This is a genomic window from Rhizobium sp. LEGMi-198b (assembly GCF_054114205.1).
On the sequence record NZ_JBSYVH010000008.1, the window covers coordinates 316,741 to 341,884 of the forward strand.

The 25,144-nt window shown below is 60.2% G+C and carries 24 protein-coding genes; 3 read left to right on the top strand and 21 right to left on the bottom strand.

Annotated features, from left to right (window positions below; translation table 11 throughout):
- Positions 1–109 precede the first annotated feature (109 nt).
- From ACXHXG_RS27115 to ACXHXG_RS27170, 12 genes are all read right to left on the bottom strand, one after another.
- Positions 110–1,087: a TRAP transporter substrate-binding protein gene (locus ACXHXG_RS27115; RefSeq protein WP_457901335.1), complete on the bottom strand. Its 978-nt coding sequence runs from the start codon at positions 1,085–1,087 to the stop codon at positions 110–112.
- Between the two features lie 225 nt (positions 1,088–1,312).
- A complete protein-coding gene (locus ACXHXG_RS27120) occupies positions 1,313–2,194 on the bottom strand; it encodes an amidohydrolase family protein (protein WP_283051869.1) in 882 nt (293 codons plus the stop codon).
- 110 nt (positions 2,195–2,304) lie between these two features.
- Positions 2,305–3,210, bottom strand: a complete 906-nt coding sequence (kdgD, locus tag ACXHXG_RS27125; protein ID WP_283051870.1) for a 5-dehydro-4-deoxyglucarate dehydratase — start codon at positions 3,208–3,210, stop codon at positions 2,305–2,307.
- 71 nt (positions 3,211–3,281) lie between these two features.
- Positions 3,282–4,022 (bottom strand): FadR/GntR family transcriptional regulator, encoded by a 741-nt coding sequence (locus ACXHXG_RS27130; RefSeq protein WP_283051871.1) that lies wholly within the window; start codon positions 4,020–4,022, stop codon positions 3,282–3,284.
- Between the two features lie 314 nt (positions 4,023–4,336).
- The gene (locus tag ACXHXG_RS27135) at positions 4,337–5,392 is read right to left on the bottom strand and encodes an LLM class flavin-dependent oxidoreductase (protein ID WP_457901336.1); all 1,056 of its coding nucleotides are present in this window, start codon (positions 5,390–5,392) and stop codon (positions 4,337–4,339) included.
- A 29-nt stretch (positions 5,393–5,421) separates the two neighbouring features.
- Entirely contained in the window at positions 5,422–6,363 is a 942-nt protein-coding gene (locus ACXHXG_RS27140; protein WP_457901337.1) for an ABC transporter substrate-binding protein, read from the bottom strand.
- 79 nt (positions 6,364–6,442) lie between these two features.
- Positions 6,443–7,387, bottom strand: coding sequence for an ABC transporter substrate-binding protein (locus ACXHXG_RS27145; RefSeq protein ID WP_457901338.1), 945 nt, complete (start codon positions 7,385–7,387; stop codon positions 6,443–6,445).
- Positions 7,388–7,462: 75 nt separating this feature from the next.
- Positions 7,463–9,241, bottom strand: a complete 1,779-nt coding sequence (locus ACXHXG_RS27150; RefSeq protein ID WP_457901339.1) for an amino acid ABC transporter permease/ATP-binding protein — start codon at positions 9,239–9,241, stop codon at positions 7,463–7,465.
- A 39-nt stretch (positions 9,242–9,280) separates the two neighbouring features.
- Positions 9,281–9,805: a GNAT family N-acetyltransferase gene (locus ACXHXG_RS27155; RefSeq protein ID WP_457901340.1), complete on the bottom strand. Its 525-nt coding sequence runs from the start codon at positions 9,803–9,805 to the stop codon at positions 9,281–9,283.
- A 25-nt stretch (positions 9,806–9,830) separates the two neighbouring features.
- Positions 9,831–11,018 carry a M20 aminoacylase family protein gene (locus ACXHXG_RS27160; RefSeq protein ID WP_260304277.1) on the bottom strand — a complete coding sequence of 396 codons (1,188 nt, stop codon included), beginning with the start codon at positions 11,016–11,018 and terminating at the stop codon, positions 9,831–9,833.
- Between the two features lie 18 nt (positions 11,019–11,036).
- Complete coding sequence (locus ACXHXG_RS27165) at positions 11,037–12,386, bottom strand: LLM class flavin-dependent oxidoreductase (RefSeq protein WP_260304278.1); 1,350 nt, start codon at positions 12,384–12,386, stop codon at positions 11,037–11,039.
- Positions 12,387–12,409: 23 nt separating this feature from the next.
- The gene (locus ACXHXG_RS27170) at positions 12,410–13,402 is read right to left on the bottom strand and encodes an MsnO8 family LLM class oxidoreductase (RefSeq protein ID WP_260304279.1); all 993 of its coding nucleotides are present in this window, start codon (positions 13,400–13,402) and stop codon (positions 12,410–12,412) included.
- 307 nt (positions 13,403–13,709) lie between these two features.
- Here ACXHXG_RS27170 and ACXHXG_RS27175 point away from each other — a divergent pair, with 307 nt between their 5' ends.
- A complete protein-coding gene (locus tag ACXHXG_RS27175) occupies positions 13,710–13,856 on the top strand; it encodes a hypothetical protein (RefSeq protein ID WP_260304280.1) in 147 nt (48 codons plus the stop codon).
- A gap of 90 nt (positions 13,857–13,946) precedes the next feature.
- Here ACXHXG_RS27175 and ACXHXG_RS27180 read toward each other — a convergent pair whose 3' ends face one another.
- Positions 13,947–14,093 (bottom strand): DUF1127 domain-containing protein, encoded by a 147-nt coding sequence (locus ACXHXG_RS27180; RefSeq protein ID WP_457901341.1) that lies wholly within the window; start codon positions 14,091–14,093, stop codon positions 13,947–13,949.
- 403 nt (positions 14,094–14,496) lie between these two features.
- On the opposite strand from ACXHXG_RS27180, the gene ACXHXG_RS27185 reads away from it, so the two are divergent.
- Complete coding sequence (locus tag ACXHXG_RS27185) at positions 14,497–14,823, top strand: DUF6665 family protein (RefSeq protein WP_260304282.1); 327 nt, start codon at positions 14,497–14,499, stop codon at positions 14,821–14,823.
- 82 nt (positions 14,824–14,905) lie between these two features.
- On the opposite strand, the gene ACXHXG_RS27190 is transcribed toward ACXHXG_RS27185, so the two are convergent.
- The 6 genes from ACXHXG_RS27190 to ACXHXG_RS27215 form a co-directional block, all read right to left on the bottom strand.
- The gene (locus tag ACXHXG_RS27190; RefSeq protein WP_457901342.1) at positions 14,906–15,961 is read right to left on the bottom strand and encodes an ABC transporter ATP-binding protein; all 1,056 of its coding nucleotides are present in this window, start codon (positions 15,959–15,961) and stop codon (positions 14,906–14,908) included.
- A 28-nt stretch (positions 15,962–15,989) separates the two neighbouring features.
- A complete protein-coding gene (locus tag ACXHXG_RS27195) occupies positions 15,990–16,844 on the bottom strand; it encodes a sugar phosphate isomerase/epimerase family protein (protein ID WP_457901343.1) in 855 nt (284 codons plus the stop codon).
- A gap of 41 nt (positions 16,845–16,885) precedes the next feature.
- Entirely contained in the window at positions 16,886–18,127 is a 1,242-nt protein-coding gene (locus ACXHXG_RS27200) for an ROK family transcriptional regulator (RefSeq protein ID WP_260305254.1), read from the bottom strand.
- A gap of 64 nt (positions 18,128–18,191) precedes the next feature.
- Positions 18,192–19,034, bottom strand: coding sequence for a carbohydrate ABC transporter permease (locus ACXHXG_RS27205; protein ID WP_260304285.1), 843 nt, complete (start codon positions 19,032–19,034; stop codon positions 18,192–18,194).
- Complete coding sequence (locus tag ACXHXG_RS27210) at positions 19,031–19,960, bottom strand: carbohydrate ABC transporter permease (RefSeq protein WP_260304286.1); 930 nt, start codon at positions 19,958–19,960, stop codon at positions 19,031–19,033. Before ACXHXG_RS27210 ends, ACXHXG_RS27205 begins: the two co-directional genes overlap by 4 nt.
- Before the next feature lie 182 nt (positions 19,961–20,142).
- Positions 20,143–21,441, bottom strand: a complete 1,299-nt coding sequence (locus ACXHXG_RS27215; protein ID WP_285169834.1) for an extracellular solute-binding protein — start codon at positions 21,439–21,441, stop codon at positions 20,143–20,145.
- Positions 21,442–21,727: 286 nt separating this feature from the next.
- Between ACXHXG_RS27215 and ACXHXG_RS27220 the strand changes: the two genes are divergently transcribed.
- On the top strand, positions 21,728–22,774 hold the full coding sequence (locus ACXHXG_RS27220) for a Gfo/Idh/MocA family protein (RefSeq protein ID WP_457901344.1): 1,047 nt from the start codon (positions 21,728–21,730) through the stop codon (positions 22,772–22,774).
- Between the two features lie 40 nt (positions 22,775–22,814).
- Here the strand turns inward: ACXHXG_RS27220 and ACXHXG_RS27225 are convergent, their stop codons facing one another.
- Positions 22,815–23,960 carry an ROK family protein gene (locus ACXHXG_RS27225; protein ID WP_457901345.1) on the bottom strand — a complete coding sequence of 382 codons (1,146 nt, stop codon included), beginning with the start codon at positions 23,958–23,960 and terminating at the stop codon, positions 22,815–22,817.
- A gap of 161 nt (positions 23,961–24,121) precedes the next feature.
- Complete coding sequence (gene yghU, locus ACXHXG_RS27230) at positions 24,122–24,997, bottom strand: glutathione-dependent disulfide-bond oxidoreductase (RefSeq protein ID WP_104827334.1); 876 nt, start codon at positions 24,995–24,997, stop codon at positions 24,122–24,124.
- Positions 24,998–25,144: the final 147 nt, after the last annotated feature.

Genomic DNA, 25,144 nt, shown 5'->3' on the forward strand with positions numbered 1-25,144 from the left:
GATTGACAATGTGATGCTGATCGATCCCCTCCGCTTCGCCATCCTCTGGACGTCGGGGAAGGTGATCGCAGGCGATGCGGGGCGCAACCGGCGCCCCCGGCAGACCTCGCTACTTCGTTGCCTTGATGCGGGTGATCATGTCCTTGAGCGCCGGATCGGTGACAAACTGGTCATAGATCGGCTGCATGGCGGCTTCGAACGGCGCCTTGTCCAGCGGGATCACCTCGACGCCTGCCTGCTTCACCTTCTCCTCAGACGTCGTTTCCATCGCGTCCCAGAGCTGACGCATATAGACGACCGACTGCTTGGCGAGCTTGCGCACCAGCACCTGCTCTTCCGGGGTGAAGCTGTCATAGACGCGCTTCGACATCAGCAGGACATCGGGAGCCATCGAGTGTTCGCTCAACGAATAGTACTTGGCGAGTTCGTAGTGATGGAAATTATAGTAGCTCGGCCAATTATTCTCCGCGCCGTCGATAAGCCCGGTCTTGAGGCCGGTGAAGACTTCGCCCGTTGGCATCGGCGTGGCGTTGGCACCGAGCGCTTTCATCATCGCCACCCAGATATCGGACTGCTGCACGCGGATTTTCAGGCCCTTGAGATCCTCCATCTTCCGCACCGGCTTGGTGGTGTAGAAGGATCGCGAACCAGAATCGTAGAAGGCGAGGCCGACGAGGCCGTGGGCGTCGCAGTCCGCCAGGATCTGATCGCCGATCGGCCCGTCGAGAACCGTACGCATCTGGGCCTTGTCGTGGAAGAGGAACGGCAGGACCGGCACCATCATTGCCGGGCAGATGGTGTTCAGCGTTCCGGAGTTAACGCGGATGAAGTCGAGTGCCCCGAGCTTGACCTGCTCGATGGTGTCCTTCTCGCTGCCGAGCTGCGAGTTCGGGAAGACCTTGATCGTATATTTCCCATCGCTTGCCTTGCTGAGTTCATCGCTCATGTACTGCACGGCCTTGACGGTCGGGTAATCCGGCGGCTGCACATCGGCCGAACGGAACTGACGGGCCTGTCCCATCGTGAACGTGCCGAGTGCAAGAAGGCCGGCGAATGCTGTCGTAATGATTCTGGTGCTGCGCTTCATTGTTTCCCTCTCTCCTAATCACTAAACAAGAATGGCCGCCCGCTTTCGTGCCTGGAAATTCAAGTCACCGGCGGGCTGAAAACGGTTGTTATTTTTGGAATGCTGAGTTGGGCCCAGCGGCCGGTCCAACAAGAGCGCAGCCGCCTCGGGCTCCCAAGATGCCGGCAATATTCATCATCTCCCCTCCTCAACGAAGGCCGGAACCTCCCCGTCCCGGCCGAAATCTCACTGCATTGCGCCCCGGAAGGGCGCGAAGCCAAAAAGCGCCTCGGGATTGTCGACAAGGGCAAGCCTGAGGCCGTCCGCATTCGGCAGCCAGCCGAGCACGGTGTCCGTGAGCATTGCGTCGTCGGGATAGTCAGCGTTTTGCCGCGCCAGATTGTGAGGCCAGTTCGTGCCCCAGACGATCCGTTCCGGCGCGTGGGCGGCCACATCGCGCGCGACAGCGGCAATATCTTCATAAGCGGGGCCGCCACTCTTCGAGGATTCGTAGCAGCCAGCGAATTTGAACCAGCAATTGCCCTTGTCGATCAGCCGCTGCACAGCCCTGACCTGCGGGCTCTCCGGCGTCACCCCGGCAAAGAACTTGCCGTGATGATCGAGCACCCAACGGGATTTCAGCCGCGCCAGCCGGGGCTCGTGTTCGAGAATATGGCTGCCGTCGAATTGCACGGCCAGCATCCAGCCACGCGCGCTCGCCCTGTCATCGATGGTTTCGAGCGCATCAAGGCCGATCGCGCCGCCCGGCAGATCCATGATGCGCGCGCCGACGACACGGGCCTCAGCGAGCCTGTCGAGTTCGGCCTCCGGTGTTTCGGCGTCGATGACGGCAACGCCGCGGGCGATATCGCCCATTTCGGCAAGGCAGGCCAAAAGATTGCCATTGTCGCGCTGATGGGCATTGCCCTGCGTGATGACCACGCGGTCTATGCCGAGCCAGCCCATCACCTGGCGATATTGGTCTGATGTCGGCAGACTGCCCGCCGGCAGATCGGGGCCGCCGGGCTGCGCCGGGAAACCGGGCAGATACATGTGCATCTGCGTGTCTACCGTTCCCTTGGGAAGGGTGATGTGAGGCGGAGTGCTTGAGAGCGTGCGCACCAGCATGTCACTTGTCCTCCGTACGAAATTCAACCGCCGCCGCATCGAAGGCAATCTCTGCCGAGTACAGAGGCCAGCGATGTTCGAGGCGATAAGAACGGGCGACGGTCATCATCTCACCGCCTCCAGGGCGCGATGAGCTTGTCGAGCATGGCCTCTTCCTCGGCGGTCAAATCATCGAGAGGCAGCCGTACCCTGCCGGCTTCGAAACCCTGAAGCCTGACGCCGGCCTTGATGGCAGCGACAGCATAGCCCTTGCGGCGGTTGCGGATGGCCATGAAGGGATAGAAGAAGTCCTTCAGGATCGTCTCGCAGCGCGCACGTTCGCCGGCGCGAAGCGCCTTATAGAACTCGACGGCAAGTGCTGGCACGAAATTGAAGACGGCCGAGGAATAAGTGGTGAAGCCAGCCCCGAGATAGGCCTCGGCGAAAAGTTCGGCTGTCGGCATGCCACCAAGATAGGTCAGCCGGTCGCCCATAGTCGCGGTGATCTGACGTACTCCGCCAATGTCGCCGGTGCCGTCCTTGAAACCCACCAGGTTCGGGCATTCGTCGCACAGGCGTTTCAGCGTATCGACCGAAAGCACCGAGTTGTCGCGGTTATAGACCATGACGCCGATATCGACCGATTGGCAGATGCGCTTGACGTGGGCGTAAAGCCCTTCCTGCGGCGCATCGATTAGATAATGCGGCAAAAGCAGGATGCCGTCGGCGCCTGCCTTCTCGACCGCCTGCGCCAGCTCGACACCGACATGTGCGCCGAAGCCGCAGCCGGACACGATCGCCGTCTTGCCGGCCGCCTCCTTGGCTGCCCTGACAATGGTCGGGATCTCGTTCGGCGACAGTGAGAAGAACTCGCCCGTACCCCCGGCTGCAAACAATACCGGCGCGTCATAGCCCGACAGCCACTCGATATGACGCTGATAGCTGTCGGAGCGGAATTTCTCCTCCGCATCAAAATGCGTAACAGGAAAGGACAACAAGCCTGCGCCCAGCGCGGCCTTGATTTCTTGCGGCGTCATCAGGAATTCCTCTTCTGCCTCCTCAGGCAGAAGTTGTCATATATGTATGACGCTTCCCTGTCAACGACTCATCATACAGGTTTGCGCTGTTCGCGCAGAAGCGCGCGATAGCGCTCCTGGCTGCCCCGCAGATGCCTGCGCATGGCCTCGCGGGCGCCCTCTTCGTCGCCATTCGATATCGCCACGACGATCTGACGATGCTCCTCGTCGATCAACAGGATATAGGCATCCTGATCGGACTCGAGCTCGCCTTCGCGCATGGCCGCGCGCGGAATGATCCGTGGCCCGATCATCGAAAGAAATTCCCGGAAACGCGAATTGTTCGTCGCCTCGGCGATGGCGAGATGGAGAGCGAAATCGGCTTCGCTCGTCGGAACGCCTGCATTGAGACAGTCGCGCAGCGCTTGATGCCGCTCGAAGATCGTCTCTTCCTGCGCCGGCGACCGCCGCAACGCGGCAAGCCCGGCGGCTTCGACCTCTACAGCGGTTCTAAGCTCCAAAAGCTCGATGACGGACGAAACCCGGGCCTGGTCGAGATTTCCGAAGGAGAGGACCGGCAACGCCGGCGATTCGAGCACAAAGACCCCTGCCCCCTGCTGCGCCTCGACCAATCGGTCGGCCCTCAGCGCTGCGATCGCCTCGCGCACGACCGTGCGGCTGACACCGTGGGTCTCCGTGAGCTGCGATTCGCTCGGCAACTTGCTTCCGGGCGGAAACTGTCCGCTGGCGATGGCTCGACGCAGCGTATTGCTGAGACGCGCAACCAGCGTCTGCGACCTGGCTTCAGTCTGGGACTTTGGCTGAACGGCCACGTCGATACCTCTCTTGCTGGGCGTAGGCGGTGAGAAAAGCACTGCGCGAAGTCGTATGTCAAGTTGGTGCCCATACTTGCAACCTGCCAAACTTGTAAACGGATATCGCTAACATGTATGATGAGTTTGATTTGGCAAGGCGCGCGCGTCGGCTATCCCTGGACCGTGCCTTGGAGGACACAGGGACAGGACATCGACAGGTTTCAAGCACTTTAAGCGCTGGTTGGGGGAAATCAGTGTCTGATTGGGCGCGCAGCGCTGCCGTCAGCGCGGACCTCCGCACCGATGCAAGCGCCGAATTACCTGCCGGCAAGTTAGGCGGAGCGTCTTTCCTCTCCGCCATGCGCGCTCGAGGGTGCACCCGGCCAGCCAAGTTCCGGCGCGATCCGGGTGACGAAATCGTGGAGGATCTGGCGGTACTGCTCGTGCTCGAATTCGTAAGGCAGTTCCAGCCGCAACTCGCTGACCTCAGGCAGCAGCGGATCGGCAAAGAGCCGTTCCAATATTTCGTCCGAGGTGCCGACGATATCGCGGGCAAACAGGGTGCGCTTCTCACCTTGCGGTGATAGCGTCCGCCCGTCGCGGCCGGCGGCATAGTCCTGATACCGGCGGCGGGTGGCGGCATCGGCGCTGTCGAAGGGTACGATGACGCGCCCAAGCGCGATACGGCGCTTTGGCCCGGCGGCGGCACGATAGGTTTCGATCAATCGCGACTGGGCAACGAAGAAATCATCGGTTCCCTCGCCCGTAATCACATTGCCGGTCAAAAGGTTGAAGCCATTGCGGCCGGCCCATTCGGCCGAGCGCTGAGATCCACCGCCATACCAAATCCGGTCGATCAGCCCCTTGGCATAGGGCTGTAGACGCGGCCGGATCGGACCGAAGGGCGTCTTGATGAAGGTCCGCTCGTCGCCGAGATGGGTACCGCGCAGATTGTCGGCAAAGCGCAGGACGCGATCGTGGGAAAAATCGTTGATCGTCCAGTCGCCGTCGAAGACCAGCGGCGCGATCAGGTCGGCGTGCAGTGGACGTCCGGCGCTGACGCCGATATTCAGCCGCCCGCGCGACAGGACATCGACGGTGGCAAGATCCTCCGCCAACCGATAGGGACTTTCATAGCCGATCGGAATGACCGCCGTTCCCAATTGAATCCGGCTGGTGCGCTGGGTTGCCGCCGCCAGGAAGGCGGTGCCCGACGAAATACCGGGCTCCAGATGTCGCTGCCGGACCCAGGCGCTGTCGAAGCCCAGCTCTTCCCCATATCGCAGTTGCTGGAGGGTCTGCTCCAACCCCGACAGTGGATCCTCGTCCGGATAGTTGCCGGGGGTGAGGAAACCGATATGGCTGATGGATACCTTGCGGCCGCTCATGTTTTGCTCCTGTCGATGCCGTCGGGCGATCAATATTTCGGCAGGCCGGGCGGATTGGTTTCCGACTTCGGCAGGGCTTCTTCCGCCAGATGCCAATGATCGAGAATCTTTCCGTAGGTGCCGGTAGCGATCAGATCGTTGGCGGCAACGGTCAGTGCATTGGCCAAGCCGCTGCCCTTGCGCGTCGTCACCGCCACGTCCGAGCGATCCGGCCAGCCGGCGCTCAGCGTACCGACGCTTTTGATGTTCTTGTCGCGGGCGGCGATGTAGACGAGCTGCGCATGCGGTTGCACGATCACATCGGCGCGGCCAGACGCCAGGGCCAGCAGGCTTGCGGCATCGTCGTCGTAATATTGCAGCTCCAGCGGCTTCAGCCCGGCCGCCACGTTCTCCTTGCTCCATTCGAGCAGGATGCGCTCCTGATTGGTGCCGGCGCCTACGATGAACCTGAGCCCGGCCGCATCCTTCGGCTCCTTGATCGAGCCGATCTTGCTGTCCGACTTGACATAGATGCCGTGCAGGCCCTGGCGATAGGTGGAGAAATCGAACTTCTCCTTGCGCTGCTCGGTAACGCCGACATTGGAGATGACGGCATCGTATTTGCCCGAGGTAAGACCCAGCGGCCAATCGATCCATGCGACCGGCACCAGTTCCAGCTTCAGTCCGAGGCTATCGGCAATAGCATAGGCGATATCCGGATCGGCGCCGACCACGGTCTTGGCATCCGTCGCATAGGTGGCAAGCGGCGGCCCGCCGGGTGCGACGGCAACCGTGAACGTGCCCGGCGTGACGAACTTGAAATCCTTAGGGATAGCGGCGATCGCGGTCTCGTCCCGTCCGACGTGAATGCGGCCCGGCTGCCCGGGGCTCAAGTCGAAGGTTAGATCATTGGCACGGGCCGCGCCGAAGGACGCCAGCGCCGTCATCATCAAAGCGAATGAACATGCCCGGATGGCCGGTATACCTGTCATGGGAGCCTTCTCCATATCCTATCTTCATGAATGGCCGGCTTCGCGCGAGCGAGCCGGCCGTCTTGCGTTCGAGAGACGATTACGAGCCGCTTTTCGGCAGGCCGGGCGGATTGGTCTGCGACTTCTCGACCGCCTCGGAGCTAAGGCTCCAGCGCTTCAGCACCTCGCCATATTTGCCGTCCTTGATCAGGTCGTTGAGCGCGATGGTGACCGCGTCCGCAAGACCGGCACCCTTACGCGTCGTCACCGCGATCTCCGCCGACACCGGCCAGCCCCCACTAACGGTCCCGACCAGTTTGGTCGCGCCCTTGATGGATGCGCTATAGGCGAGCGTGGCGTTCGGGTTGAACTCGACATCGGCGCGGCCAGACTGGATCGCCAGATCGGCTGCGGCGCGGTCATCATAATATTGCACCTCGATCGGCTTCAGCCCGGCGGCGACGTTCTCCCGGTCCCATTCCAGGATGATCTTCTCCTGGTTGGTGCCGGCGCCGGTGATGACCTTGAGGCCGGCAACGTCCTTCGGTTCCTTGATCGCGGTGATCTTGCTATCGGATTTGACGTAGAAGCCGAGCACGTCCCTGCGATAGGTGGAGAAATCGAACTTCTCCTTGCGTTCCTCGGTGACCGTCACATTGCTGATGACAGCATCATACTTGCCGGAGGAGACGCCGAGCGGCCAATCCTCCCAGGCAACTGGCACGAGGTCGAGCTCAAGGCCGAGCGAATCCGCGAGCAATTGTGCGATCTCTGGATCGGTGCCGACCACCGTCTTGGCGTCCGTGGCATAGGTCGAGACCGGCGGATCCCAGGGATTGATTGCCACGGTGAACTTGCCGGGATTGACGAATTTGAAACTGGACGCGATGGCCTTGATCGCCGCATCGTCCTTTTCCGCGCGGACGCGGTTCGACGTATCCGGGCTCAGATTGAACTTTTCCGCCGCATGAGCGGAGCCGAGGCCGATGGCGGCTACGGCGACAATGCCGGCCATCAGAGATTTCGTTTTCTTGAAGACAGTCATGTAGCTTACCTCTTTTTCTCTCTATAGTTGTATTTGCGTTTACTTTCTTCCTCTCGCGAAGGGGCCGGGTTTTCGCTAGAGAACTTTTGCCAGGAACTCGCGGGTGCGTGGATGTTCCGCTTCGTTGAAGATGCGGGCCGGCGGGCCGGCCTCGAGGATGTGGCCGCTTTCCATGAAGACCACCGTATCGGCCACCTCGCGGGCAAAGCCGATCTCATGGGTAACGATGACGAGCGTCGTGCCGGTGCGGGCGAGCTCCTTGATAACGTCGAGCACCTCGCCGACCAGTTCCGGATCGAGTGCCGACGTCGGTTCGTCGAAGAGCAGCACCTTGGGGCGGAGCGCCAGGGCGCGGGCGATCGCGACGCGCTGCTGCTGGCCGCCGGAAAGCTGGCGCGGATAGGCGTTGATCTTGTCGCTGAGGCCGACGCGGGCGAGCAGCTCCTGCGCCAATTGCACGGCATCCTCGCGGCTAATGCCCCGCACCTGGATCGGCGCCTCGATGAGATTTTCGAGCACGGTCAGATGCGGAAAGAGATTGAAGCTCTGAAACACCATGCCGATATCGGCGCGGCTCCTCAGAATATCCTTCTCCTTGAGTTCGTAGAGCGTGTCGCCCTTCTGGCTGTAGCCGATCAGATTGCCGTCGATGGAGATGAAGCCGCTATCGACGCGCTCCAGATGGTTGATGGCGCGCAAGAGTGTCGACTTGCCGGAGCCGGACGGGCCAAGGATAGCGGTCACGCTGCCGGGCGAAAGGCTGAGTTCGATATTATCGAGCACCTTCAGTGCTCCAAAGCTTTTCGAAATGCCGTGAATGCGCACTGCCCCTCCGGCCGCCCGGAAGCTTGCCACGTCGATGACGCCGGGCCGCAGCGCGGCATCCGTCGAAACGTCCAAAGCTGGCAGCGGACGGCGGAACCGTTCGAAGAAGGCTTGGAAGGGAAGCGGCGTCGGGTTGCGCACCGCGCCTTTCGAGAAATAGCGCTCGATATAGTGCTGCGCGATCGACAGCACCGTCATGATGACCAGATACCAGACGGTCGCGACCATCAGCAGCGGAATAACTTCGAGGTTGCGGCGATAAATGACCTGGACCGTATAGAAGAGTTCCGGCAGGGCGAGCACATAGACCACGGAGGTGCTCTTTGCCAATCCGATGATCTCGTTGAAGCCGGTCGGCAGGATGGAGCGCATGGCCTGCGGCAGCACGATGCGGAAGGCCTGGCGGCGGCGCGACAAGCCCAGAGCCGAGGCTGCTTCAAGTTGTCCCTGATCGACGGAGAGGATGCCGCCGCGTACGATCTCCGCGAAGAAGGCCGACTGGTTGAGCGTCAACCCCAGGAAGGCAGCAGCGAAAGGCGTCAATAGCTGCACCGTCGGATAGTCGATGAAGACCGTATCGGTGAAGGGAATACCGATCTTGATCGTCTCGTAGAGATAACCGAGATTGTTCAGCACCAGCAGCAACACGATCATCGGGATCGATCTCAGCAGCCAGATATAGCCCCAGGAAAGGCCTGACAGTAGCGGCGACTTGGAAACGCGGGCAAGCGCCAGCGCCGTGCCGAGGATCGAGCCCGAAATCGCGGCAAGCACCGTCAGAAGCAATGTCCTGCCGAGACCGGCGAGAACGGGCTCGGCGAAGAACCATTGCGCGAAGACGCTCCAACCCCAGCGCGGATTGGTGAAGGTGGAATAGAGCACGGCGGCGATGACAAGGGCAGCGAAGATGGTTCCCGCCACACGGCCGGGATGACGGGCCGGAACGATGCGATAGCGGGAATAATCCTGCTTTTGATCGGCGACCCTGTTGCCGGGAGCAATGCCCACGAAATCTGTCGTCAGTGCCATGATGTTTCCCTTTTATGGATTATCGGTTCGTGACCGTTTTCACCTGTTGCCGCCGGCCACGCGCAGCTCCGGTTCGGCCAGATGGCGGACATCTTTCTCGAAGGGGAGGGTCCGGTGGATTTCCGGATCGACAGCCTGGTCGAACAGGGCGGTGTAGCCATAGTTGAGATAGAGGCCGACCGCCTCCGGCTGGCGGAAACCCGTGGTCAGGTAGATGCGGAAATAGCCCTGGCGGGCTGCCTGCGCTTCCAGCTCGATCAGGACCTTGCGCGCCAGCCCCTGCCGGCGCAGATCATGGCGGGTCCAGATGCGCTTGAATTCGGCGGTACGCTCGTCATAGCGCTTGAAGGCGCCGCCGCCGATGGTTTCGCCATCGCGGATCAAAAGCACGAAATTACCATCGGGCGGCGCGAAGGCTTCCGGCGGATAGCGGTTGAGCTCCGCCGCCGCACCCTCGGCGCTGAAATAGGTGCCGTAGCGGCTGTCATATTCATGGATCAGCTCGTCGATCAGCGGCTTTGCGCGTGGGTCGAGAGGGGTCGTGTAGAGAAAGCTGTCACTCATCTCATCAGCCGTCCTGTTGTCGTCATCATGAAAGGAAGGTCTCGACCAGCCGCACCCAGTAGCGGGCGGCGGGCGCGATGATCGCGTCGTTGAAATCGTAGTGGGCGCTGTGGAGAGGGGCGCTGTCGCCGTTGCCCACGAAGAGATAGCTGCCCGGCTGCGCCTGCAGCATGAAGGCAAAATCCTCGCTTGCCGTGCGCGGCCGGAAATTCTGCACGATCCGCCCCTCACCGAAGGTCTCCAGCGCCACTGCGCGGGCGAAGGCCGTCTCTTCGCGATGATTGATCAGCGCCGGAAAGCCGAGGCGATAGTTCACATGCGCCTGCGCACCGAAACTTTCCGCCTGGGCGCGGGCAAGTGCGGGGATACGCTCTTGCAATTGCTGGCGCACCGCCTCGCTGAAAGCACGCATGGTCAGCTTCAGCTCTACGCTTTCCGGGATCACGTTCGAGGCCGAGCCACCATGAATCGAGCCGACGGTGACGACCGCCATATCCTGAGGGTCGACATTGCGCGCCACGACACTCTGCAAAGCCGTGATGAAGGCGGCAGATGCCAATACCGGATCGACCGCCTTTTGCGGTTCAGCCCCATGACCACCTTTGCCGACGATACGGATCACGGCCTGATCGACCGAGGCCATGGCCGCATCGGCGACGAAACCGAACTGACCCGATGGTACGCCCGGCCAATTGTGCAGGCCGAAAACGGCGTCCACTGGAAATCGTTCGAAAAGCCCGTCGGAAATCATCTTGCGGGCGCCGGCACCGATCTCTTCGGCCGGCTGGAAGATCAGCGTCAGCACACCGGAAAAATCTTTGGATTCAGCGAGGTAACGCGCCGCGGCGAGCAGGATCGACATGTGCCCGTCATGGCCACAGGCATGCATGACGCCGGGATTGTCGCTGGCATAGGGAAGATCAGTGGCCTCTTCGATCGGCAGGGCGTCCATATCGGCTCGAATGCCGATGCGCCTGCCGCCGTCGCCGCCCCGAAGGGTTGCGACGACGCCAGTGCCCCCAACACCGGTCGCCACCTCGTAGCCCCAGGAAGAAAGCAGGGAGGCGACGATCTTGCTGGTCCGCCGCTCCTGGAAGGCAAGCTCCGGATAGCGATGCAGATCATGACGGAGAGCAATGATCTCGTCGATAAAGGAGGCTATCCCCTTCTCGATATCATCAGTCGGTCGATGATGCTGGGTGATGACGTTCATGGCAGCGTCGACCATGCCTCAGGCACGGATCGCCCTTCCTTGTTCGACTTCGTCCTTGGCCTGCGCATAGCGGCTCTCGCGATAGGGCAGCCCCAGATGATCACGCAGCGTCGAGCCCTTCAGCACGGGGTCGAAATAGCCGCGCGCGGTCAGGATCGGCAGGACGTATCGGGCGAAGTCGTCGAAGCCTTCGGCGATCACCGGGAAGCCGAGAATGAAGCCATCGGCCGCCCCCTGGTCCACCCAGCGGATGATCTCGCCGGCGATATGGTCCGCCGTGCCGATGAAAGCGGTGCGAGGCGTTGCGGAATCGAGCGCGACTTCGCGCAGCGTCAGCCCCTTCTCGCGCGCCGTCTTCTTGATGCGGTCCGTGGTCGCGCGGAAATTGTTGCGCCCGATATCGCCGAGATCGGGGAAAGGCTCGTCCAGGGGATAGACGCTGAAATCATGATGATCGAAGAAGCGACCGAGATAGAGCAGCGCCTCTTCGATGGTAACGAGATTGCGGATTGCCTGATATTTCGCTTCCGCCTCTTCCTTCGTCGCGCCGACGATCGGGCCGATGCCGGGATAGATGCCGACCGCCGCAGCCGACCGCCCGTGTGCGATCACGCTGTCCTTGAGCTGGCGATAGAAGGCCTGCGCCTCCTCGATCGGCCCGCCATTGGTGAAGACGGCGTCGGCATGCCTACCGGCGAGCCGGATGCCCGAGTCCGAGGCGCCCGCCTGGAAGACGACCGGCTGGCCCTGCTTGGAACGGCCGATATTCAAAGGTCCTTCGACGCGGAAGAAGCGACCCTTATGGTTCAGCCGCCGCAGCTTGGTCTTGTCCGCAAAGACGCCGTTTTCGCGATTGCGGATGAAGGCGTCGTCATCCCAGGAATCCCACAGGCCCTTGATGACGTCCAGATATTCGTCGGCGATCTCGTAGCGCAGCTCGTGTTCGGGATGCTCGCGACTGTAGTTGCGACCGGAGCCTTCTAGCGGCGAGGTCACCGCATTCCACCCTGCCCTACCGCCGCTGATCAGATCAAGCGAGCCGAATTGCCGCGCGATGGTAAAGGGATCGCTATAGGAGGTCGAAACCGTGCCGACGAGGCCGATCTTCGAGGTGGAGGCGGCAAGCGCCGAGAGGATCGAGATTGGCTCGAAGCGGTTGAGGAAATGCGGGATCGACTGCTCGTTGATGTAGAGACCGTCGGCGACGAAAGCGAAGGCGATGCCGGCCTCTTCCGCTTTGCGTGCTGTATCGACAAAGAAGCCGAAATTGACGCTGGCATCGGCCGGACCGCTCGGATGTTTCCAGGCGTTCATGTGGCCGCCGGGACCCTGTAGCATGATGCCGAACGTGACGTGTTTCTGAGCCATGGGTGCAATCCTCTTCTGTATTATCAAGCGACGAGGGAGAGCCGCTCCTTGGCGAGCAGCTCGATGGAGGAAAGGCGCTCGGCAGCCGTCAGCGCCGGTGTGTCGAGAATGAATTCCTTGACGCCGTAGCGGCGATGCAGTTCGTCCAGCTCATTGCGGATCTGCGCTGCCGTGCCGTGCAGCACGCTCGGCACCTTCTCCTCGGTCCGGTAATCAGTGACGCCAGCCTGGCGGGCGAATTCGGCCGCTTGTTCCTCACTGCCGACATTGATCGTCTGACCATTGGGAAGGAAGATCTTGACGATGCGGAGATCGCCGACACGTGCGCGCGCCTGCTCCTCGCTCTCGGCGGCAAAGGCCGCCAGGGCCAAGATCGGGCTCTTGCCGCCGCTCGCCGCCTCATAGGCTTCGAAGGTCTTGCGAAGATTTTCGGGATCGCCATTCAGATGGCCGGCAAAGACCAGCTCCCAGCCCTTCTCGGCTGCCAGCTTGGCGCTGTCGACGGAGGCACCGAGCAAATAGCGTTCGGGAGCGACCGCAGGAAGCGGCGTGGCAACGGCGGTATCCGCCGAGGATTCGCCTGAGAGATAAGCGTTGATGTCGGCAAGTTGATCGGCAAAGCTCGGCTTGCGCTCTGGATCGACCGCTGCCTGCAGCGCCCGCGTCGATAGCGGAAAGCCGCCCGGCGCTTTTCCGACGCCGAGGTCGACCCGGCCAGGCCCTAGCGAGGAAAGCAGATTAAAGGTCTCCGCCACCTTGTAGGCGCTATAATGCTGCAGCATCACGCCGCCGGAGCCGATGCGGATCTTCGATGTCTTGGCGAGCAAATAGCCAATCAGCGCCTCCGGCGCGGAGCTCGCCAAGTTCGCCATATTATGGTGCTCGGCCACCCAGAAACGATGATAGCCAAGCTCCTCGGCTCGAACCGCCAGTCTGGCGGTCGACCGTAACGCATCCGTGGCATTTTTACCGGCGTCGATAGGGCTTTTGTCGAGAAGACTCAGAAGATAGGACATATGGATCATCCGATTATCGTGCCGGCGTTTTGGCGCGGCTCTATAATCTATAAAATACGTAGATTAAATGTATTATAAGAAACGACTTTCTCTTCGCGCGGCAAAGTGGGGAAATAAGTTGCAGAGCATGCGCACCTGTGAGGCGCGACTTTACGCGGAAAGATACGTGCCATCTGACAGGGGGCTGCTACTGCCATCGCGTTCGGTTTCGCAATGGGTTGCTCTTGGGTGCCTTACAGTTCTATCTATGGACCCATGGATTTGGAGCGAAAGAGAAGCTTGGATAATGCCCGATAGCCGAGGTCAAATGAACGACAATGTCATCAAATTTCGAAGACCTAAGCCGCCCAAGACACCGCGCCCCGGTCTACGCAAGTTGCTTGTCATCCTCGTCGTGATTGCGATTTTCGTTGCCGCCTGGGGATATTTCCAACTTTTCGGCCAGCCGGTCTAATGAGAATACGGCCATCCTTATAAAGCAAAACGCCCGCTGTATGAGAGCGGGCGTTCAAACATCGCACTGTCACCGTGCGAGAATTCAATATTACCGTGCGAGTGCTTCGCGAGCCATGCGCTGGATGTCCGAGCGCTCGATACCGAGATCGTTGAGCCTGCGGTTCGACATGCGACCGAGTTCCGATACGGTCCGGCGATACTTGCGCCAGTTGTTGAAGGAATGCGCTACGTTCATGTTCATCCCCTTTCTGCGGGTTTGGAAAAGCGGCTGCCATCCGGGCGCCGCCGTGTTTTCGATGATTGAAATATAAGACTCGCCCTCGCCGGTTAACAGAGCGGTTCGGTCAATGCACCATTGCAATGAGCGCATATCTTTAAGACGACCGCATATTTTTTAGACGATAAAGATGGGGAATCGCGCTTGGCGCGATGGCCGGATCGCGATTATTGATCGAAACGCTTCGCAAATTTGAAACTGCGGGCCAAATTTTGCCTGCACACTTACGACATTTGAATAGTCGATATGCGATTGCGGCATACCTGCCACGACATAGCACCGGTGAACCATACAAGCCTGGCCTATCGATCTCCCGGACATGATCGGTTAACATCATCGCAGAGCAAAAGGATACCCATCCATGAGCCTTCGTCCGCCACAATCTCTGAGGCAGTTCAATTCGAGTGGCGGCTTCAATGTTCTCGAATACGAACTCATGTCCGAACGCGCTGCTTCTCTTGGTCGCAACGGCCTGAAGGTAGAGTCCGCGCTTGCGGAGTTGCGGGCATGGGACGCAACCAGCCACAGCGACGCGGACCGCGAGAACCTTATCAACAAGGCTTCCGACGCCGTGTGGGCCTTCTTCATCCAGCGCGAAATCTGCGGCCTGCGAAACGGTCGCGACATCATACAACGTTACGCGATCCCCAACGAGGTGCTCGCAAAGGTCGGCGTTATCCGCCGATAAAACCGGGCAGAATCTTCGACATCAGCACCATAGGCGCAGCCTCTCGTGCAGGCAGCATTGCCTTCCGCCTGCGCAGGCCAGATCATCGGACGCGACTGTGGCCTATGTTCACACCGGCATCGTCGAAGAGATGGATTGCTGACATGTCGGGCGAAACCCGCAATGTCTCTCCCGGCCTGGCACGAATACGTTCGCGGAAAACGCAGGTGATGGTCTCCTCGCCCAGTTTGGCAATGATCAGCGTTTCCGATCCGGTAGGCTCCAGCACGACGATGCTGATGTCGATGCCCTGGGGATCGAGATGGATGTTTTCCGGGCGGATGCCGTAGGTGACGGCATTTTCGGGTTTTTTGAGCGTCGGCAGCAGGATTCCGTCGGCCGTCCGAAAACCCTCCTGCGTCATCGTGCCCTTGATAAAGTTCATCGCCGGGGAGCCGATGAAGCCGGCGACAAAGAGATTGCTCGGCTGATCGTAGAGATCGAGCGGTGAGCCCATCTGCTCGATCTTGCCGTCCTTCATGACGACAATCTTGTCGGCCATGGTCATCGCCTCGATCTGATCGTGCGTCACGTAGATCGTCGTCGTCTTCAGGCGTTGATGCAGTTCCTTGATTTCCGAACGCATCTGGACGCGCAGCTTCGCGTCGAGGTTCGACAATGGCTCGTCGAAGAGGAACACCGCCGGATCGCGCACGATGGCGCGACCCATGGCGACACGCTGGCGCTGGCCGCCGGAGAGCTGTTTCGGATAGCGTTCAAGCAGGCTTTCCAGGCCAAGGATGCGCGCTGCGCGATCGACCCTCGTCTTGATGTCCGGCCGCGGCATGCGCTTCAGCCGTAGGGAAAAGCCCATGTTCTGCGCTACCGTCATGTGCGGATAGAGCGCGTAATTCTGGAAGACCATCGCGATGTCGCGATCCTTTGGCGGTAAGTCGTTGACGACGTGCGTCCCGATCTGGATCGCTCCCGACGTGATGCCTTCGAGGCCGGCAATCATTCGAAGCAGCGTGGACTTGCCGCAGCCGGATGGGCCGACCAGAACGACGAATTCGCCGTTCTCAATCTCCATCGAAACGCCCTTGATGGCTTTGAAGGCGCCGTAATCCTTGCGCGCATTGTTGACCGATACATTCGCCATTGCTTCCTCCCCTTCCCTGGGCGCAGCTTCAGATCGATTTCAGCGCATTGCGCAGGAAGCTCAAGCCAAGCCGCTCGCCTTCCTTGCGAGCGGAAAGATCCTTGCCCGGCCAGCCATAAGCAGCATCCTCGTGCTCGATCGAGAGCGTGCCGTCGAAGCCATAGGACATTGCCTGGCGCAGGAACTTGTCCCAATCGAGCATGCCCTTGCCGGGCAGCTTATATTGCCACCAGCCCTTGCCATGATAGCCGACGGCCTGCTGCTGCTCGGGGTCGATGGCGGTATCTTTTGCGTGCAGGACGGCGATCCGATCCCTGACGCCGGCAAGGGCTGCGAAAGGATCAACACCGATGCGTAGCAGATGCGATGGATCGAATTCCAGGCCGAAGCGCGGGCTCCTGATCCTTTCGAAAAGCTGCTGCCATCCGTAGGGCGTAGTGCCGATGAAATTATCCTTCGGGCCGGGCCAGTTCTCGATCGCAAATGTCAGACCGCTCGCCTCCGTCGCCTCAATCAGCGCGTTCGCATGGTCTGCGAAATTGTCGTAATTCTCCTCCTCGCTCGCATCGTCGTTGCGGCCAGGAAAAATGACGAAGATCGGCACTTTCGCCTCGCCGACCGCATGGGCGAATTCCAGAGTGCTGCGGCGCAATTCGGCCCGGCGGCCTATGTCGGCGTCTAGCTGATTGCCAGTCAAGGTGATCGAAGCGACGAACAGGCCGCGATCCCTGGCGACGGTTACGACGTCGGCGACACGATCAGGCGTCTTGATATGACCGCGGACGTCGATCTCGATCGCGTCGAATCCTGCCTCCTTCGCGAAATCGGCAACCTCCTCAAAAGGGCGATCGTTGAATGTCGATGTGTAAAAGCCGATCTTCACTGAATTCCTCCTCATACAAATCGAATGACATTAGGATCTCTTCATGTGGCGTGCAGGCGGTCCATGATCTGCAGGGGCGAGCGCGTGCGCTGTTGCGGATTGGCCGAACCGAGCATCAAGGCCGCCGCCGTCGGCATCGCCGCGCCGCCGAGGGCGGCGGCATCCTCCGTCAGCGAGGCGCGATGAATGGACGGCAGGTTCGGGTCCGAAGACTGCAGGTGTTCGTTCACATAGCGCAGAAGCTCGTCGGTCATGCGCACCGGCAGGCGTCCGCCGACGATCACCGCGTCGGGATCGACGATCAGGCCGATATGGATGACCGCTTCGGCAAGATGAACGCTCATCTGCTTCAGCCAGGATGAAACCAGCTTGCGTCCGCGTGCATCGAGCGCCAACAAATCCTGCGGCCTGCTCACCTCTATGCCGTGCTTGGCAAGGTGGTCATAAAGGAAGAACAGCGAGAAGATCTCACCGAGAGGCTGCACTTTCGCTCCCTTCGGATCATTCGGATCGGCGATCGGCAGCCAGCCGATTTCGCCGCTCAATCCCATGGCGCCGCGATGGCCGATCCCGTCGAGCACGAGCCCGCCACCGGGGCAGGCGTTGATGGCGATATAGAAGAAACTGCGGCTTTCGGCGCCAAGTCCGTAGTCCAGCTCCGCCATTGCCGCGGCATTGGCTTCGTTGTCGATGAAGATCGGGTGATCGGTGATGGCTTCGATCGCTTTGCGGACATCGAAAGTCGTCCATTGCGCATAATCGTCCGGTCGGCCCAGCACAGGAATTTCGCCGAGCCAATCGGGAACAGCAAGGCCAATGCCGGCGATGCGCGCATCGTCGACGAGCTTGCTACGCTGGAAATGCGAGATGGCATCCGCCGTCAGCTCGACAAATTCGGCCGGAAGAATGAAGCGCTTTTCGTGATGCACCCTCCCCCTGACGTTTCCGACCGCATCGACCGCCAATATCGTCAAATGATCGCGGTCGATATTCACGCCGATCGAGAAACAGGCGTCGGGATTGATCTCGAGCTCGATTGCCGGCTGCCCGCGCAGCCCATGGCGGCGGCGTGCCTCTATCACCAGACCTTCATCCAGCAGCCGGTCGACGATGCGCGCGATCGCCGGCTTCGTGAATCCGGTCTGCCGGGCAATCTCAGCCCGGGAGATCGGCGCCTGCCGATGAATGCAACGCAGGATGACGGCGCGGTTGTGTTCGCCGGCATCCTCGACATTGGCGCCGGTCAGGTCAAAGAAATTATGGGCATCGTCGAATTGTCGCATCGTCAAAGCAGCCTCGCGCTATCTCTCGCCTGCCTCGTACACGCAATTCTCCTTGCCCGTAACATCATCCTTTCACGGCTCCGCTGGTCATCGCGCCGAGGATCAGCCGCTGCAGGGAGAGGAAAGCGACAATGGCGGGAACCACCGAGATCAGGCAGGCGGCCGCCAGCAATTGCACGGAGGAGTCCGTCTGCATGCCTTTGAAGTTGAAGATGCCGACGCCGATCGGCATCAAGTTGTTCTGGGTCAGCAGGAGGAACGGCACCAGGAATTGCGACCAGCCGGCAATCACCGTGATGATGAACACCGAAGCGATGCCCGGCCCCGAGAGCGGAAGGATGATGCGCCAGAACACCGAAAAGCGGTTGCAGCCATCGATCATCGCGGCCTCGTCAAGGCTCCTCGGAATGCCGTCCACCGCACTCTTCAGCAGCCACGTCGCCAGCGGCACGCCAAGCGCGATATAGACCATGACCACGGCGAAATGAGTGTCGAGCAAGCCAAGCTTGTTCATGTAGCGGTAGAGCGGCACCATGATCACCAGCGGTGAAATCATCTGGAACAGCAGAAGCCCCATCATCGAGAGGCCCTTGCCGCGAAAATGAAAGCGCGAAAACGCGTAGGCCGCCGGCAAAGCGACGATCAGGACGCCGAGGCCGCTCAGCGACGCGAGCTTCAGGCCATTCCAAAGATAGATCGGGAAGTAGCTGTTGGTGAGCACCGAGACGAAATTGTCGATGGTCGGGTTCTTCGGGATATAGCGGGCAACGCCGAGATAGATCTCCCGCCGACCGCGCAGGGCAAGCGATAGCAGATAGGATAACGGCCCCGCGAAAAACACGAACATGATCAGCATGAAGATATAGCTGACGACATCGCCCCAGCGGCTGCCTGTTCTCATACTCATGTTTCTTCCTCCTTCGGCAGGAACGAGGCGTAAACGAAGGCGAGCCCGAGGCTGATGAACAGCATCAGCACCGACAGCACACTGCCGCCTGAAAGATCGTAATTGCGGAAGACGATGTTGAAGACGTAGAGCGATATGACCTCGGTCGCCCGGCCAGGCCCGCCACCCGTCAACGTGATGATCGCGTCGAAGGTATTGAGCGTCATGATGGTGATCAGGATCATGTTGACGAGGATCGCGGCACGCAGTTGCGGCAGGGTTATGAAGATCAATTGCTGTGTTGAGGTTGCGCCATCTACTTCTGCCGCCTCGTACAGCGACGGATCGACTGCCTTCAGCGCCGCATACATCACCACCATCGAGAAGGCCGTGCCGCGCCAGACATTGGAGAGCAGCGCCGACCAGGGCGCGATCGCCGGATCGGAGAGCCAGGCCACCGGCGGAATGTGCATCATGCGCAGGATACTGTTGAGGGCGCCATAGGGCGCTTCGCTGAACAGCATCTGCCAGATGATGCCGCCGGCAATGCCGGGTACGACCCAGGCGACGAGCGCGGTCGTGCGCAGGATGGTCGTGCCGAACAATCCGCGTTTTTCGCCGCGAATGACGACAACCGCAACCGCCAGGCCGAGGATCTGCTGACCGACCACGCTGCCGCCGACGAAGATCAACGTCGCCCACAGAATGTCCGGCAGTTGCGGCGAGTTGATTGCGTTCTTGATTGAATCCAGCGTGTAGCTCGAATTCTCGCCGATCAGCGTCGCGTTGGTCAGCGACAGCCGGAAAACGTCGAGCACCGGGTAAAGGTAGAATACGCCGATGACCAGGATGACAGGCATGATCCATGGAAGCGGCGCGCCGGCAAAATCACGCGGAAAGAACCCGCGTTTTCGGCCTGTTGGGGCCTCCATTGCAATTGGGCTCATCTGCTCTCTCTGTCCAAATGTTTCAAATGGACGTTGGCGGCGCCGCCGATGTTGGAGCGCCGCCCCCGATCATCTTTCGGCTGGAGCATCCGGCTTTGTGGTGGTTCACCCGCAGGCTGACTAGGTGCTCCGGAATCAAAAGAGTATGCGATCGTTGCGCACTCAATTGAACATGCGGTGCGCTAGAGGCGCTTGTAAGCCTCCATCGTCGCATTGAACGCAGCGTTCAAGGCATCCTCCGGCGATTTTGTGCCGGACAGGACGTCGCCCATCATGATCTGAATCTGATTGGAGATTTCAGGATAGATCGGTGCGCCCGGTCGGGCCTGGCCGTTGGCGAGCGCAGCCGCGAACGTCTTGTTCGCATCAGTTGCAAAGACCGGATATTTGTCGAACAGAGATTTGCGCGTCGGCAATTGCTGCTGCAAAGCGTTGCCCGGCCCCATATAGACCTCGCGCGCCAGATTGGCGCACATCTCGACCTTTTCCTTGTCCTTGCTGAAGGAGGCGATCGTCCAGCCTCCGGTGCCGGTCGAGCGCTTGTCCGCCGTCGGACCCGGGATCGGCGAGAAGGTCCATTTGTTGAACTCGTCTTCGTCGAGCGTCGCCTTCAACTGGGCATATTGCCAGTTGCCACCAATGAACAGGGCAGTGGTGCCGGCTGCAGCGGCGGCGTTCAGGTCGTCATAATTGCCGATCGTCGTAACACGCTTCGGCGCCGCGCCGGTATCGACGAGGTCCTTATAATAGGTCAACGCTTTCAGGAATTTTTCCTTGTTGTCGCCTTCGCCGAAGACCGGCTTGCCGCTGTCGTCCACCAGCTTGCCACCAAGAGCCCAGTAATTCGCCAGCCAGTCGAAGGTAGAGCCTTCATAGCGGGAGGCATTGAAGAGAACGCCTTCCATGCCCTGATCCTTGGAGGCAAGGGCGGCTTTCTTCAGATCGTCCCAGGTCTGCGGCGCGTCGGGAACGATCGACTTGTTGCGATAGAGAACGCGCAAGTCCGTATCCCACCACCAGGCACGGATGGTTCCGTCCTTGTCGGTGATGCCATTGCGAATGAAAGGGAAGAGATCGGCAATCTCGTCCTTGCTGAAATAGGGTGAGAAGTCGGCAAGCACATGGTTGATCATGAATTGCGATAGCACGAAGGAGTCGACCGCCGCACAATCCGGCGCATTGCCGGCCTTTGCCTGTTCGAGCATTTTCGCCTGTTCGGTGCCGATATCGGCAGACATGAACTGCATCTGCAGCTTCCAGTCCGGATGTTTCTTGATGAAGTCCACGAACAATTGCTTGTAGCCATCGGCAATCTTGGGATCGGCATTGTTCGGACTGTCATTCGTCAGGCGGACAACCAAAGACTTCGGAGCATTCTCCAACCCGATCCTGTCTTTTGTCGCCAACTCCTGGGCATAGCCGGACTGCACTGCAAATAGCATCGTGCTCAGCGCCAGGGCGCTGACAATTGACTTCATCATGATGGGTCTCCTCCCCCATTTTGGCGAATACAGCAGGTTTGATCTGTTGACCTATCCTCATTTCCGTGCTGCATTGATTAGATTAAGTTACTTTGTTTTGATGTCAAGCCGGAACTAGGAGGAGCGGAAAATGGCGATCTTTGCGAAGACATAGCGCCCGGCGACATTGTTCAAGCGTCACGTCATCAACTTCTGAACGGCGAAGTAGAAATTGTTTTGCCGCAATCCACTGTGGGTTCGAGTTTGAATGCTCGGCCACGGAGAGATGATCCTATGGGAGGGTAATATGCGCTTACTTATTCTCGGCACCGGCGGAATGGCCGATAAACATGCTTCGAGTTTCAAGGCGATCGAGGGCGTGAGCGTTGTCGGCGGCGTCGACATCATGCCCGAGCGGCTGGCGGCCTTCTGCAGCCTGCATGGCATACCCAATCATTTCGGCTCTCTCGAGGAAGCGCTTGCCTGGGGCGAGTTTGATGCAGTCGCCAATGTCACTCCGGACCGCGTCCATCATCCCACCACCATGCAGGCGATTGCGGCCGGCAAGCATGTCTTCTGCGAAAAGCCGCTCGCGACCGATGCCATCAAGGCAATGGAGATGGCGGAAGCGATGGAGAAATCAGGCAAGGTCGGCATGGTGAATTTCACCTATCGCAACTCGCCTGCCCTGCAGAAAGGCCGCCAGATGGTGCTTGCCGGCGAGATCGGCGCCGTGCGCCATGTCGAGGCGTCGCATCTGCAGAGTTGGCTGGTCGGCAAGGCCTGGGGCGATTGGAAGACGGAAAGCAAGTGGCTGTGGCGCCTGAGCAAGAAACACGGCTCCAACGGCGCGCTGGGCGACATCGGCATCCACATCGTCGATTTCACCTCTTACGGCTCTGGGCTCGACGTCGCACATGTCTTCGGCCGGCTGAAGACCTTCACCAAGGCGCCGGGCGACAAGATCGACGAATATGATCTCGATGCCAATGACAGCTTCACCATGAATGTCGACTTCACGTCAGGCGCAATCGGGACGATTCAGGCAACCCGCACGGCGGCCGGCCAGCTCGACCAGTTGCGATTGCGTGTCTATGGCGAGACAGGCTCGATCGAAATGATCTACGACACGGGCAAGTCGACCTTGCGCGCCTGCCTCGGTGACGACGTCCATACCGCCACATGGCGCGATATCCCGTTCGACCCGGTGGAAACTAATTATCAGCGCTTTGTCCAGGCCGTTAGGGCTGGCAAGACGCAGGAGCCCTCCTTCCGCCGCGCCGCCAATATCCAGAAGGTGCTCGATAAGGCGCTCGCCTCCGATCTCAGCCATAGGGACGAACAGGTCGCATAGCCAGCGACGTGCCCAGTCAAAAACCGGCCGGGCACCCCGTTTATCCCGCCGATGGCGATGGCAACAAAGCGTCGAAGAAGGGCAGCAGCGCAGCGCCGATGGTAATCCCGCCGCCGTCAAAGCTTGCCGGCCTGATGGGCGATATCCATGGCGTGATGAATGGACGAATGGTCGTATTGCGGCGCTCGATCGACATCTGATGGATCAGCGCCTCGATAATGCCGCGCGGCAGATCACCGCCGATAAGAATTGCGCCCGGGGCGAGGAACCCTGCCGTCGCGACAATGGCGTCGAGCAGATGACCGGCAGCATTTTTCACCCAATCCAAAACGGAAGCCGACATCGGCAATTCCTCTCCGGCCAGAAGCGCCGCGAACACCTCAGCCGGCAGGCAGGCCTGTAGTGCATGCAGACCAACGATGCTGTCGAGCCGCACATGGTCCGGACCTGTCCGCATCGCACCGATGCTGCCCGCCCGGCCATGCACACCGGCAAAGGGCACGCCGCGCACGAGAAGCGCCGCCTCCACCGTATGGTCGATGATGATCATCACCAGGCCGCCCTCGGGCATCGGTGCGCCGATGGTGCGCTCGGCAAGCACCGCCGCCACGCAATCGCGCTCGACCAGGACGCGGAGCGGCCGCGAATCAAGCGCTATCTGCTCAAGGCTGACCTCCTCCGCCGATGGGGCGGCAATGCCCATGCCAAGCACGCGAGGCGCCGCCGTTTTGCCGGCAAGAAGATCGCGTGCCGCCTTTTCAAGGCTGGCCGACAGCTCGATCGTCTGGTCGAGCTGCGTCCGCTCTCGGATCTGGCCGCTCAGATCGACCAATACGGCTTCCGGGCAGGCCCCGCCCAGCCGGACGCCGATCGAGAAGGCGCCATCCGGATTGAGTGCAAATTCCGTGGACGAAGCCCCCTTAGCCGCATCCCTGCGCCGCCTGGATGTGATGAGGCCGTCATCGCTCAGCCGGCGCAATATATTGGTGATGCCCGGCCCGCTCAGTCCGGTCCGCTGTCCCAGCTCGAGCCTCGTCAACGGACCGTAGCGGCGAATGGCTTCGAGGATGACGCGGAAATTCCGGTCGGCGATCTCAGTCGAGCGAAGGCCGACCTTCTTAGATGTCGCCGGCACGTTAGGTCCGACGCGCGCGCGCCCTTGCACATCTGACCGGGAGTGCCGCATGAACCCTCTTCTTCGTCACATTTCGACGCATGATAACACCGATGCCTTTTATCATCGGAACATCTCTTGTCGAGGCGGCAGCAAAAGGCTCACCGAAGGCTGATAACCTTAGCGGCTAAGCCGGGCGCAATAGCGCCCAGCTTTGATAGCAAAGGAATTGTTCAGCTCGCGATTGCGAGCTTGTCCTGCGTCTTGGTTTCAAAATCGCTGGCGTCATGGCGCTCATGCAGTTGGCTTGAGGGCTCACCGGATACCCGGTTGACCATCCGCCCGCGTTTGACTGCCGGCCGTTCGAAGATTGCATCGGCCCAACGCTGGACATTCTTGTAGTCCTCGACCTGAAGGAACTCGGCCGCACCGTATTGCCAGCCCTTGACCAGGCCGCCATACCAGGGCCAAACGGCCATGTCGGCGATCGTGTATTCCTTACCGCTGAGATATTCGCTTTCGGCAAGGCGGCGATCCAGCACGTCGAGCTGGCGCTTCACCTCCATGGCAAAGCGGTCGATCGCATATTCGATCTTCGTCGGCGCGTAGGCGTAGAAGTGGCCGAAGCCGCCGCCGAGATAGGGTGCGCTTCCCATCTGCCAGAACAGCCAGGAAAAGCATTCGGCGCGCACGGCGGGGTCGGTCGGCAGGAAGGCGCCGAACTTTTCGGCGAGATAGGTCAGGATGGAACCGGACTCGAAGACGCGAATCGGCGTCGGGCCGCTGCGATCCATCAGGGCCGGAATTTTTGAATTGGGATTGACCCCCACGAAGCCGCTTCCGAATTGATCACCCTCGCCGATCTTGATCAGCCAGGCGTCATATTCCGCGCCGCTGTGGCCGAGCGCCAGCAGCTCTTCCAGCATGATCGTGACTTTCACACCGTTCGGCGTTGCGAGCGAATAAAGCTGAAGAGGATGGCGGCCGACCGGCAGATCCTTGTCGTGGGTCGGTCCAGCGATCGGACGGTTGATATTCGCGAACTGGCCTCCATTCGCCTTGTTCCAAGTCCAGATTTTCGGCGGCGTGTAGTCGGAAGAACCGGTCATGCTCAAACTCCTGATATTTGACAGGGACGTACAATCGATATGGCGTCGATAGGCTGTAGCACCTAGCAGAGGTAACGATGTTTTGTCAGGGGCGAGAATGCCACTTCACGCAACAGTGAGACAATTATCTAACTGAGCGTTGAGATT